We start from the raw sequence: 12,513 nt of genomic DNA on the forward strand, positions 1-12,513 counted from the left end.
TTGACCCAAATAGAGAAAAATGAAAAAATTAACCATTACCGGAGTTCCCGAGCACTTTAATTACCCTTGGTTACAGGTTATTGAAAGACAGCCGTTTTTGACCAAAGGTATTCAATTGGAATGGATTGATGAGCCCAAGGGATCGGGTGCCATGAACAAATCGCTCAGGGAAGGAACAACAGACTTGGCCATTGTTTTGACCGAAAGTTTTATCAAAGATAAAATTGAAGGCAATCCTGCTTTGATTATCGGGTACCATGTGGAGTCTCCCTTGATCTGGGGAATTCACGGTTCAGTAAAATCCGAAGTCAATGATATCTCAGAACTCGGACATGGGGAATTTGTCATCAGCAGGTTTGGTTCAGGCTCTCACCTGATGGCATTTTTATTGGCAAAAAGGGAAGGTTGGGATCTGACAAGCCATGATTTTGAAGTGGTCGGGGATCTGGACGGAGCCAAAGAAGCTTTGCAGGATGAAATCCATAAGCTTTTTCTTTGGGAAAAATTCACAACAAAACCATTTGTTGACCTTGGAATATTCAAACGCATAGGAGAAATACCTACGCCTTGGCCATGTTTTGTCTTGGTAGCAAATCCCTATGTTTTGGACACGAATGCTAAAATTATCGGAGACCTAAGGGATATGGTTTACCAAGAATCAAAAGACCTTCTCAAAAGAACAGATTATCCTTCTTTGTTAAGTGAAAAATACAAAATCAAAAAGGAAGATATTGAAGCTTGGTTGGATCAAACAACATGGGCTCAAAACAACAGCATTTCTAAAAATTCACTTCAAAAAACTATGGAGATCCTCGAGGATTTGAACTTGGTAGCAACAACCGTAAAACATGAGGAATTGGTTTTCAAACCACTTGTTGCGCTTTATTGACAGTGACACTCTGCAACAACAAGATGGCTGTGGTACCTTCACCTTTTTTGCTTTCAAGCATCAATGCCCCACCCATCAATCCTAAAAATTCCTTACAAAGGTTCAACCCAAGCCCTGTCCCTTTTTCTTTGTCAGTCCCCACGCTTGATTCCAACAACGAAACCTGTTGGTTGAGAATGGTATCCAATTGGATTTCGCTCATGCCCAAACCATAATCCCGGATAACAAGTTTAATAAACTCCCCCTCTTTTTGGGAATAAATGTCAATGTTTGAACCCTTGTTGGAAAATTTGATGGCATTACTCAGGAGATTTCGGATAATCAACTGGAGCAAGTCCTGATCAACCAGGGCGATTTCTTCGATGATATTGGTGGTAATACTTATTTCCTTGGAATTGGCTTGGTACTGGAGCAGTTCCAGACATGGTCTGATGACTTTTTTGATATTGGTTGGAAGCAATTGCACTTTAAATCCTTCCATTTGGGATTTTGACCAACTGAGGATATTGTCAATATTTTCATAAAGCCCGTCCACATTCCTTTTGAGGATATGTGAAATCCCATCAAATTCTTCTTTGCTGAGTTCTTGAGAATGGAGCAAGTCCAAAACTCCTTTTAACTGTGCAACAGGGCTCTTCAGATCATGTCCCAAAATGGAAAGAATCCTATTTTTACTCCTGTTGGATTCAGTCAGTTCAACGGATTTCTTCTGCAATTCTTTCTTTTGTTCTTCAAGAATTGCCCGCTTTACCTGAAGTCGCTTATTGGCTTCCTGTTTCTTTTTGAAAATGATACTCATCCAAAACAAAAGTCCTATTGAAAACACCGTAAAAACTGCGAACATAATCCATATTTTCTTGAAACTTTTAATTTCAAGTTCCTTCATTGCGTTTTCTACCCTAAGAAAGTTTATCTCGGCATCTGATTTTTCCACCTCAAATTTTGCCTGAAGCAATTCCATCCTCTCTTTGTTGGAGGCGGCTTCTCTTTCTGCATTCAGTTCATTAAAGGCTTTTTGGTATTTAAAAGCCAAAGGGATATTTCCTTTGGCATCGTAAATTTTGGCATATGTCTTATAGGTTTCTACCAATTCATCCAAAAAACCGTTTTCTTTTGAAATTTTAAGTCCACGGTCCAAATAGTCAATTGCTTTGGAAGTATTCCCTTTGATAAAATAGGCATTTCCCAATCGGTGCAAAACTGAAGCCTCGGAGGTTTTGATCTGCCCTGGGCTAGAGATTTTAAGTGATTGCTCATAACTTTGGATCGCTTGGTCCACTTCTCCCCTACCCAGATGGATATCTCCGATCACCCGGTGGGTAAATGCGATGAAATATTTTTCTTCAAATTTCTCATTGGACTCAATTGCTTCCTTGGCAAAAACATAGGCTGAATCCAATTCTCCTTTCAGGGTATAATTGAGAGAAAGGTTATTAAGGCTGCGGATAATGAGATAGGGTTCATTTTCTTCTTTGCCATATTTATAGGCTTCTTTAAAGTTTTTGATTGCCTCATCATAATTTTCCTGCCGGTAATACAAAGAACCTAGGTTGTTCAAAGCCATCCCAAGTTCGGTTCTGTAATTTTGCGCCAAAGCAATCATATAGGAGTCTTTGGAATATCTGAAAGCCTTGTCCCAAACTCCAAGGCGGAAATAAATCCAACCCAAATTACCTTTCGCCTTGGTGATTTGGAGACTGTCATTGAGCTCAAGAGCCAATTCTTCAGCTCTTTGTCCCCAAACCAAAGCTTGCTGCAAGTCTTTTTCTCTGGTCAAAAAAGTAAGGAGATTCAGTGCACTTACCCTTTCTTCCCGGGATACCTGGTTAGAAAGAAGTTGGTTCAGACTGTCAATCTCATTGACTTGGGCATAAATATTCCACGACAAGGAGCAAAAAAGTAAAATAAATACATGTAATTTTTTCATTAAGAAAAATTGTTTTCCGGTGATCTTAAGAGCAATAATATTAAGAAAAAAATATGAACTACCAAATCTATAATATCATCATTTCCCTATCTTCCTAAATGCAATCGGGTCAGAGGGTGATATCGGGTAATTGAGCGCATTTCCATTGGACTGAATATCACCCAATAACCGCAAGCCTGACACATGCGGCGCGGCCATTGAAGTTCCTGTTTCATACCTGTATTTCCCTCCTAAAGTAGTGGAAAACACATTGACGCCCGGCGCAGCAAACTTGATAGGTACCCCGTAATGGGAAAACCATGCAAGCCTATCTAAGGCATCGATGGCGGATACAGTAATGGTGTAGTCACCATTGACCCGGGCAGGGCTAAATGACGTAGCTGGAAGTCTGGAATTACCTGCAGCAATGACCATCCATATCCCTTTGCTGTTGGAAGCATTCAATACCGCATCATCTACCGCCCTACTCCTATCAAACCCACCAAAACTCAGATTTGCAACGTCGCCTTTCTTTCCTACTTTTCCTACATAGTCAATCCCGGCTAGCATTCCTGAGTAAGTATAGTCTGCAAATCGACCAAAAAAAATCTTTACCGGAATCAAAGAAGCACCAGCTGCCACACCCACCACCCCAAAAAGGTTGTCTTTGGCACCAATGGTACCGGCAACATGGGTTCCGTGGCCATGTTCATCATTTCCGCATTTTTCGGAATTATCAGAATAAGCGTCAAATGCTTTGTTCTTGGCAACATTAAGATCAGGATGGTCTAATTGAATTCCTGTATCGATTACGAAGACACAATTTTTTCCATTGTAAGTGAAAGGTCCTCCAACCCTTTTTATACCCCAAGGAATAACTTGGGTACTGACGATATCAGTTTCCCCCTTGACAGGTAACTTTTCTGATAGTTCCCCGAGCCTTCCCTTGCGATCCTGTTCGACATATTTTACCCTCGGATCGTTTTTGATTTCCTCTAGTTTATCCTTATCGATGATGGCACAAAATCCGTTGAGTACGGAAGAATAAACCCTTTCAAGATTGGTGGCGGAAATACGATATTTCGACAATAAATCCACTGCCTCTCTTCTCATCAGCGCATCATTGAAATTCACATCCCCGTCAATCAGCCTTCCTGAAATAAAATCCTCCTTCAAAACGACAATATACTGATCCTCCACAAGTTGGGTTTGGGCAAAGGAAAAAACTTCCAAGCCTTGAACCGGCTCCAAGTCTGTTATTTCGTCAGGAGAACAAGAAATAACCAAAACAAGAGTTAAAATCTGAATTAGTCTGGATGCCGGAAATGACCTCATAAGTATATTTATGCCTGATTATAGGACTATTTTACCAAAAATGTAATCATTTTTTTCATATCCAAAGGATTGTCTGGATTAAGTTTTTTTTCTTTCATAAATTCCTTCAATTCGTCATTGCGGTTTCCTGCCCATTCTTTCAATCCTGCACTGTTTGTTTTGATTTCTGTGGCCTGCATTCCCTTGAGGATAAAGTACTTAATATCATGACGAAAGGTGTCGTATTGGGGACCTGAATAACCATCCCGCTGACTGCTTGGCCTGACCAATGTCTTCTTATGGGAAGCAATAAATTTTTCTCCTTCTTTTTCAAAAAGGATCTCGACCACCTGAGGTTTGCCTTGCAGATATTCCATTCTGAAATTTCTTACCTCTTCTCCCGGAATCTCTATCCATTTCCAGTTACGCAATAGCAATGGCTCTGAATCTTCCCCACCTGGCTGAATATAGACTTCGTTCTTTTCCAATAGAATATTGAATGGAATCTCACTGTAATCTTTTCCACCATCCAAGGCTATTTTTCCTAAAGGTGGTGTATCAAATAAAAATGGTGTTCCCTTCAATCCGTCACTCTTGGGATTGATTCTAAAAGTGCCAAGATATTGTTGGTACTGATTATTTAAGGAAGGAACGGTCTGACTTTTTGCAAAAGGTATATAACCCAAACCAAGAATAAGCATTAAAAGGAAAGTTGTGAAACGCTTCATGATGGTTAATTTTGGATGTAAAACAATCTAAATTAACTAAACTATTCCCAATTATAAAATACTTCCGCTCTCCGATTATATAATTACTTTTGCAGAATGAAAGAAACCATCCTCTCTCTCTCCCCGCAGCATTGGGAAGATTATGAACTGATTGATACCGGTGGATTTGAAAAACTGGAAAGGTTTGGAGATTTTATCCTCAGTCGACCTGAACCACAGGCTATTTGGGACAAAAGTCTGGATGAAAAAGAATGGAGGGAAATGGCGCATGCGCATTTTGCAAAGGAAAAAAACAATCCCGAAAAAGGGCAATGGAATGAACTGAAGAAGATTCCACACAATTGGCAGGTGAGCTACAAAAATCCTGACGGACTGAAAATGAAGCTCAATCTTGCCATGACTTCCTTCAAACATATCGGACTTTTTCCCGAACAGGCGGTCAATTGGGATTATATATCTGGTACACTGAATAACTTTCCATTAAAAACTCCCAAAGTTCTCAATCTATTTGCTTACACAGGAGCTTCATCTGTTGCTGCCAAAGCCTGCGGTGCAGATGTCACACACCTGGATTCTGTCAAGCAGGTCGTCACTTGGTCCAAACACAATATGGAATCTTCCGGTCAGGATGGAATCCGTTGGATTGTGGACGATGCGATGAAATTTATTAGAAGAGAAGTTCGTCGGGGAAACAAATACCATGGAATTATCCTTGACCCGCCGGCATATGGACGTGGTCCGGATGGAGAAAAATGGATCTTGGAAGAGCAGATCAATGAAATGCTTAAACTTTGTGCAGAGCTTCTAGACCCTGAGCATCACTTCCTCATCCTGAATATGTATTCACTCAGCTTCAGTTCAATGATTGCCGCCAACCTTGTCAAGTCCAACTTCCGGGAAGTCAACAATGCCGAGCACGGTGAGTTATACCTTGTGGATAGATTTAAAAAGAACTTGCCGTTAGGGATTTTCTTTAGGTTTAGGAGTTAGTGGTTGTAATGGTTGTAGGGGTTGTAGGGGTTATAATGGTTGTAATTGTTGTAATTGTTATAGTTGTTGTCTGCTTCGCGTTGTCAGGTTCTCAAGTTTAGGAGTTCTTACTTGGTTCATTGTACTTAGTACTTGGTTCAATGAAAATGTTGTCTGCTTCGCGTTGTCAGGTTCTCGGGTTGTCAAGTTTGGTTGACCTTACTTGGTTCATTGTACTTGGTACTTGGTTCAATTAAAATGTTGTCTGCTTCGCGTTGTCAAGTTCTCATGTCGTCAAGTTTGGTTGACCTTACTTGGTTCATTGTACTTGGTACATGGTTCAATGAAAATGTTGTCTGCTTCGCGTTGTCATGTTCTCAAATTTAGGAGTTCTTCCTTGGTTCATTGTACTTGGTTCTTGGTTCTATGAAAATGTTGCCTGCTTCGCGTGGTCAGATTCTCAAGTTTAGGAGTTCTTACTTGGTTCATTGTACTTGGTACTTAGTACCTGGTTCAATTTTCTCGTTTCTTGATTCTCGGCTCTAAGTCTTGCATCTTGTGTCTTACGTCTTGTATCTTAAAAAATGAATAACCGCCAACTTTTCCTCTCTCACCTCGCTCAGACTACTGACTTTCCTTTGATGATCGAAATCGAAAAGGCAGAAGGTATCTACATGTTTGGGCCGGAGGGAAAAGAATATATGGACCTGATTTCGGGAATCGGCGTCAGCAATGTCGGTCACCGCCATCCAAAAGTCCTCGAAGCGATCCGAAATCAATTGGACAAATACCTTCACCTGATGGTTTATGGAGAATATGTACAAAGTCCTCAGGTTCAATTGGCTAAAGCACTTTGTGAAACCTTACCCTCCCACCTTGACAATGTCTATTTTGTCAACTCAGGAAGTGAAGCAGTGGAAGGCGCACTGAAATTGGCGAAGCGATATACTAACCGCCGCGAAATCATCTCCTGCGTCAATGCTTACCACGGTTCTTCCCATGGTTCTCTTTCTGTCGGGGGCAATGAAATTTTCAAAAGGGCTTACCGGCCTCTCTTACCGGGAATCAAAAATGTGGTTTATGGAAGTTTTCAGCAACTCAATGAAATCACAGAAGATACCGCAGCCTTCATCGTGGAGACCATACAGGGCGAAGCCGGAATCATGGTAGCCTGTTCTGATTATTTTCAGGCCTTACGAAAAAAATGTAACGAGACCGGCACCTTATTGATTTTGGATGAGATACAGGCGGGTTTTGGGAGAACAGGCAAGTTTTGGGCATTTGAGCATTTTGGGATAGTTCCGGATATATTGGTATGTGCCAAAGGAATGGGCGGAGGCATGCCAATCGGTGCTTTCATTGCCAACAAAGACGTGATGGGCACATTCAAAAACAACCCTTTGCTTGGTCATATAACGACTTTCGGCGGGCATCCTGTTTCTGCAGCCGCCTCATTGGCAACGATTAAAGTTATTCAGGAAGAAAAGCTTTTGGAACAGGTGGAGCGAAAAGCAAATCTCTTCAAAAAACTGCTTGTTCATCCCAAAATCAGATCCATCCGCAACAAAGGGCTGATGATGGCTGTAGAATTTGAATCTTTCGAAGTCTTAAAACCAATCATCGACAGGGCAATTGAAAACGGAGTCATTACCGATTGGTTCCTTTTCTGCGATGATGCCATGCGGATAGCACCGCCTCTGATCATTACTGAGGAAGAAATAGAAAAAGCCTGTGGGGTGATTTTGGAGGCGATTGAGGGGGGGAGTTGAGGGTTGTAGTGGTTGTAATTGTTGTTGGGTTGTCAAGTTGTCGCGTTTTCGAGTTGCCAGCTGCGCGTTGTCGGGTTGGGTTTCCGTCATCCTGAGTCCCCAACATTTTAAAATGTTCAGAAAAGGAATGACGGTTGGTGCGTCATCTTGAATCCGAGGTACGAGGATGAAAGATCTCAGAATAAAGAGACCCTTCGCTTCACTCAGGGTGACGACCAAAAGATTCACGTCATCCTGAACCGTAGCTTGCGGAGGTGAAGGATCTCCATATTTACATGAGACCCTTCGCTTCACTCAGGGTGACGGCCTCGAAATCTGTCATTGATGGTGTAGCGAAGAATCTCAATTATCATTAGTATTGGCCTTTTTCTATTGGGGTTCGAATTCTTGAATCTTTTTTTGAGTTTCCAAGTCTTGCTTCTTGTGTCTTGCATCTTGTGTCTTCCTTGAGATATATTTACATTTAATCCCTCTTGAAAAATTCCCCACCCAAAAATAACCCATGAAAAAATTCCTCATCGCCCTAATCGTTCTGTTCGTATTGCTTTTTGTCGGATATCAGGCAGTCAAGCTCAGCTTCAAACCAAAATATAACGGCGAAATCAACATGCCTTCCATGTCTGCGGAAGCGGAAGTCTATTTTGATGATTTTGGCGTTCCCCATATCTATGCAGCCAATGCCGAAGATGCCTACCGCTCCTTGGGCTATGTCCATGCACAGGACAGGCTTTTTCAGATGGAAATGATGCGCAGGGTAGGCACAGGTACTTTGGCGGAACTCCTAGGTGCCGATTTGGTGGAAGTGGATAAATTTTTCAGGACTTTGGGCATTCCCAAACATGCCGCTTGGAGTACCGAAGAGTGGAACAAAGCAGGAAATTCAGAATGGAAATCCGCTACCGAAGCCTACATCGAAGGCGTAAATCATTTTATCCAACATGGAAAAATCCCCATTGAATATACGCTCTTGGGATCAGAACCGAGGGAATTCACCATCAATGACATCCACGCCATCACGGGATATATGTCCTTTACTTTTGCCATGGCGATGAAAACAGACCCTTTGGTTACCAAAATGGCCCGCACTTTGGGTCCTGAGTACATGAAAATGGTATCAGTCCATACATTGCCGGAGCACCATGTCATCCCCAACAATTACCCCAAAAGAGATTCCATCACCTCAGACCTTGTCATAGAAAATTCCCTTTCTGCCATGTTGGAAAAGCTTCCTGTTCCCTTGTTGGAAGGCAGCAACTCATGGGTGATTTCGGGAAGCAGGACGGCTTCAGGTGAAGTACTGTTCTGCAATGATACCCACATTGGTTTTGCCCAGCCATCGGTATGGTATGAAGCGCATCTCGAATATCCGGGTTTCAGCTATTACGGCAACCATCTCGCAGGAATGCCATTTGGCTTGGTAGGTCATACTCGCGATCACAGTATCGGACTGACGATGTTTGAAAATGACGACCAGGATTTCTTTGAAGAAAAACTCAATCCCAACAATCCCAACGAAACCATTTACGGAGCGGAATTCAGACCATTGAAGTCAAGAACAGAAACCATCCATGTCAAAGATGCTGAGTCTGTTATTTTTGAAGTCAAAGAATCCATCCATGGGCCAATCATGAACGAGGTCCTTCCCGAAATCGGCAAACTGACTCAAAATCCTGTGGCTTCATGGTGGGTGTATGTACTCGAGCCGACAGTTGCTTTGGAGGCGACCTGGAAGATGGCAAGGGCCAAAAACATTCAGGAAACCGAAGCTGCTGTCCGCATGATTCACGCGCCCGGACTCAATGTGATGTATGGCGACAAGGCCGGAAACATCGCTTGGTGGGCCACCGCCAAATTGCCCATCCGACCTAGCCATGTCAACAGCAAAATCTTCTTGGATGGCAGTAACGCTACCGACGAACCGACAGGATGGATCCCATTTGAGCAAAATCCCATGAGCATCAATCCTGCATCAGGTTTTGTAGCTTCCGCCAATAACCAACCGGATACCCTTTCCAACGGGACTTTCTTCCCGGGATACTATTATCCAGGCGACCGTTGGGACAGAATCTCCAAAACCGTCACTTCCCGAAACGATTGGACGCAAGAAAGTATCAAAGCACTCCAATTGGAAGCCATTAATGAAAACCACCCCATCAATGCTAAAAGTATGTTGGCAGTGGTAGACTTAGCCGCATTTAAAGGTTTTGAACCTGCCCAACAGGCCATCGAAAACTGGAACGGCAGCCATGACTTGGAATCCATAGCTCCTACTTTTTACTACAAATGGCTGTACCATACCCTCCATGGCATGATGGCGGATGAACTTGGGGAAGATGATTTCCAAAATTTCATCAAGACTTTCATGTACATCCGAAGTGTGCCGACATTGATCAGAACCGATAATTCTCCATGGTGGGACAATAATAAAACCGAAGCTAAGGAAAGCAAGGCCGAAATCGTCAAAATCGCCTTGGGCAAAACCATCTCAGAACTCAGCGAACAGCTGGGAACAGACAGTGAAAAATGGCTTTGGGAAAAGGTCGTCATCCTGGAACACCCCCACCCTCTCGGTGCCAAAAAACCTTTGGACAAAATCTTCAACGTCAAAGCCCCGGCTGTCACCGCCAATGAGGAATCGGTTAACAAACTACCATTTACCCTCAATCCTGATGGCATCTACAAAGTCAATGTCGGTCCTGCCATGCGAATCATCATAGATTTTGCAGACGTAGAAGCCTCAGAATCCATCCTTCCCACCGGTCAGAGCGGCAACCTATTCAGTCCCCACTACGCCGACCAAGCCGTCCTCTACGCCACCGGCAAATACCGCCCGATGCTGATGAATGAGAAGGTGATCAAAGGGGGTGGAAGAAGGTTGGTGGTGAAGCCTTAAAAAAGTTGTCTGCTGCGCGTTGTCAAGTTACTGGGTTGTCCAGTTGTCTGCTGCGCGTTGTCGGGTTTTCGGGTTGTCTTGTTATCAGGTTGTCACCTTCACGTTGTCAGGTTTTGGTTTGTCTTGTTATCAGGTTGTCAGCTTCGCGTTGTCAGGTTTTCTGCTTCTTATTGGACAAGCAATCTGCTGTGCCCATATTAAATAGATTTGGTGTCTTCCATAAAAGTATTCTGTATCTTTTAGTGTAATGCAAAGTGAAATTCCCTATATTCTAGAAACTGAAAATTCTTGTTCAACCTTTTTTGATAGTGAAATGAAAAGTTATCAAGACTTAGAAATTTATAACAGGTCAATGGATTTGTTCTTTAGAACGCACAAGTTCAGTTTGAATTTACCAAATTATGAAAAGTATGAGCTGGGAAGTCAGTTGAGACGATCCTCTGACTCTATTAATTCAAATATTGTTGAAGGTTATGGGAGAAGGAGGTACAAAATGGATTTTATTAAATTTTTGGCCTATTCTCACCCAAGTACTTTGGAATGTCGCAACCACTTAATAAAAATAAAGACTTTATATCCACAATTTGAAAGTGAAGGTGAAACTTTAATTCAAGAATATGATTTACTAGGTATCATGATATTTAAATTTCTAGATTATGTCGAAAAAAACTGGAAAACCGGAACTACTTAATAACAACTTGACAACCTGAAAACTAGACAACTTGATAACCTAACCTAAAATTGAAATGAAATCCAAACCAACAAAATCCTACCCCATCACAAAATCCGAAACCGAATGGAAGCAGGAACTTGATCCTCAAGCCTACCATGTTTTGAGAGAAAAAGGAACTGAAAGACCCTTCATGGGACAGTACTACCTCAACAAGGAAACCGGCATTTATGAATGCCAAGCCTGTGGCAATGAGATTTTTCATTCCTCAGCCAAGTATGACAGCGGGTGCGGGTGGCCGTCCTTCACCGAACCTTTCCGACCTGATGCCATCGACGTGCACATGGATTATACGCATGGCATGATCCGGGAAGAAATCCTCTGCGGCAAATGCGGCGGACACCTCGGTCACCGTTTCCCCGACGGCCCAAAAGACAAAGGCGGCATTCGGTATTGTATCAATTCGGTGAGTATGGGGTTTAAAAAGTTGTAATTGTTGTAGTGGTTGTAATTGTTTTAATGGTTGCAATTGTTGTCTGCTGCGCGTTGTCAGGTTGGGGGCCGTCATTCTGAGTGAAGCGAAGAATCTCAATCAATATTTATGTTGTAGAGGTTGTAGTTGTTGTAGTTGTTCTAATTGTTGTTGGGGAATCAAATCTTGTGTCTTGTGTCTATTTTTATTCTTGTGTCTTGCATCTTTTTTGGTTGTCAGCGTGAAAAAACCCCGAAGGGGTAACATATTTATAGAATACAATGAAGTGTGAGATTGAATATGGTTTTGGCTAATTTGATGGGAAATTGTAAGTATAGTTTCCGCCAAAACAGATCTAGTTTTTTTAACCACAGATAAAAAAAATGAACACAGATCTTGTTTCTATTTTTGAAAGTCTTGAATCTTATGTCTTGTATCTTGTGTCTATTTTTTAGTCTTGATTCTTGTGCCAATTTTTTAGTCTTGGATCTTGTGTCTAGCATCTTTTTTGGTTGTCAGCGTGAAAAAACCCCGAAGGGGTAACATTTTTATAGAATAAAATGAAGTGTGAAATTGAATATGGTTTTGGCTAATTTGATGGGAAATTGTAAGTATAGTTTCCGCCAAAACAGATCTAGTTTTTTTAACCACAGATAAAAAAAATGAACACAGATCTTGTTTCTATTTTTGAAAGTCTTGAATCTTATGTCTTGTATCTTGTGTCTATTTTTTAGTCTTGATTCTTGTGCCAATTTTTTAGTCTTGGATCTTGTGTCTAGCATCTTTTTTGGTTGTCAGCGTGAAAAAACCCCGAAGGGGTAACATTTTTATAGAATAAAATGAAGTGTGAAATTGAATATGGTTTTGGCTAATTTGATGGGAAATTGTAAGTATAGTTTCCGC

At 41.8% G+C, this 12,513-nt stretch carries 9 protein-coding genes; 6 read left to right on the forward strand and 3 right to left on the reverse strand.

Annotated elements, in window-relative coordinates:
• Positions 1-19 precede the first annotated feature (19 nt).
• The gene (locus tag MMU05_RS07195; RefSeq protein WP_241141000.1) at positions 20-889 is read left to right on the forward strand and encodes a type 2 periplasmic-binding domain-containing protein; all 870 of its coding nucleotides are present in this window, start codon (positions 20-22) and stop codon (positions 887-889) included.
• Here MMU05_RS07195 and MMU05_RS07200 read toward each other — a convergent pair.
• From MMU05_RS07200 to MMU05_RS07210, 3 genes are all read right to left on the reverse strand, one after another.
• The gene (locus MMU05_RS07200) at positions 864-2,816 is read right to left on the reverse strand and encodes an ATP-binding protein (RefSeq protein ID WP_241141001.1); all 1,953 of its coding nucleotides are present in this window, start codon (positions 2,814-2,816) and stop codon (positions 864-866) included. The genes MMU05_RS07195 and MMU05_RS07200 overlap by 26 nt on opposite strands.
• A gap of 78 nt (positions 2,817-2,894) precedes the next feature.
• Positions 2,895-4,130, reverse strand: coding sequence for a S8 family serine peptidase (locus MMU05_RS07205; protein ID WP_241141002.1), 1,236 nt, complete (start codon positions 4,128-4,130; stop codon positions 2,895-2,897).
• A 26-nt stretch (positions 4,131-4,156) separates the two neighbouring features.
• Entirely contained in the window at positions 4,157-4,837 is a 681-nt protein-coding gene (locus MMU05_RS07210; protein WP_241141003.1) for a hypothetical protein, read from the reverse strand.
• A 96-nt stretch (positions 4,838-4,933) separates the two neighbouring features.
• Here MMU05_RS07210 and MMU05_RS07215 point away from each other — a divergent pair, with 96 nt between their 5' ends.
• The 5 genes from MMU05_RS07215 (at position 4,934) to msrB (ending at position 11,631) form a co-directional block, all read left to right on the forward strand.
• Complete coding sequence (locus MMU05_RS07215; protein WP_241141004.1) at positions 4,934-5,827, forward strand: class I SAM-dependent methyltransferase; 894 nt, start codon at positions 4,934-4,936, stop codon at positions 5,825-5,827.
• A gap of 563 nt (positions 5,828-6,390) precedes the next feature.
• Positions 6,391-7,575 (forward strand): aspartate aminotransferase family protein, encoded by a 1,185-nt coding sequence (locus MMU05_RS07220; protein ID WP_241141005.1) that lies wholly within the window; start codon positions 6,391-6,393, stop codon positions 7,573-7,575.
• Positions 7,576-8,077: 502 nt separating this feature from the next.
• Positions 8,078-10,468: a penicillin acylase family protein gene (locus tag MMU05_RS07225; protein WP_241141006.1), complete on the forward strand. Its 2,391-nt coding sequence runs from the start codon at positions 8,078-8,080 to the stop codon at positions 10,466-10,468.
• 247 nt (positions 10,469-10,715) lie between these two features.
• The gene (locus tag MMU05_RS07230; protein WP_241141007.1) at positions 10,716-11,159 is read left to right on the forward strand and encodes a four helix bundle protein; all 444 of its coding nucleotides are present in this window, start codon (positions 10,716-10,718) and stop codon (positions 11,157-11,159) included.
• Positions 11,160-11,214: 55 nt separating this feature from the next.
• Positions 11,215-11,631, forward strand: a complete 417-nt coding sequence (msrB, locus tag MMU05_RS07235) for a peptide-methionine (R)-S-oxide reductase MsrB (protein WP_241141008.1) — start codon at positions 11,215-11,217, stop codon at positions 11,629-11,631.
• The last annotated feature ends 882 nt before the right edge of the window (positions 11,632-12,513 follow it).

This window comes from Cognataquiflexum rubidum, from assembly GCF_022538115.1.
GTDB lineage: Bacteria > Bacteroidota > Bacteroidia > Cytophagales > Cyclobacteriaceae > Cognataquiflexum > Cognataquiflexum rubidum.

What these genes read in the sequence shown, in the direction of transcription:
- MMU05_RS07225 (WP_241141006.1), top strand. Translation starts at nt 8,078, where the DNA reads ATGAAAAAATTCCTCATCGCCCTAATCGTTCTGTTCGTATTGCTTTTT.
- MMU05_RS07210 (WP_241141003.1), bottom strand. Translation starts at nt 4,837, where the DNA reads ATGAAGCGTTTCACAACTTTCCTTTTAATGCTTATTCTTGGTTTGGGT.
- MMU05_RS07215 (WP_241141004.1), top strand. Translation starts at nt 4,934, where the DNA reads ATGAAAGAAACCATCCTCTCTCTCTCCCCGCAGCATTGGGAAGATTAT.
- MMU05_RS07205 (WP_241141002.1), bottom strand. Translation starts at nt 4,130, where the DNA reads ATGAGGTCATTTCCGGCATCCAGACTAATTCAGATTTTAACTCTTGTT.
- MMU05_RS07230 (WP_241141007.1), top strand. Translation starts at nt 10,716, where the DNA reads ATGCAAAGTGAAATTCCCTATATTCTAGAAACTGAAAATTCTTGTTCA.
- MMU05_RS07220 (WP_241141005.1), top strand. Translation starts at nt 6,391, where the DNA reads ATGAATAACCGCCAACTTTTCCTCTCTCACCTCGCTCAGACTACTGAC.
- MMU05_RS07200 (WP_241141001.1), bottom strand. Translation starts at nt 2,816, where the DNA reads ATGAAAAAATTACATGTATTTATTTTACTTTTTTGCTCCTTGTCGTGG.
- MMU05_RS07195 (WP_241141000.1), top strand. Translation starts at nt 20, where the DNA reads ATGAAAAAATTAACCATTACCGGAGTTCCCGAGCACTTTAATTACCCT.
- msrB (WP_241141008.1), top strand. Translation starts at nt 11,215, where the DNA reads ATGAAATCCAAACCAACAAAATCCTACCCCATCACAAAATCCGAAACC.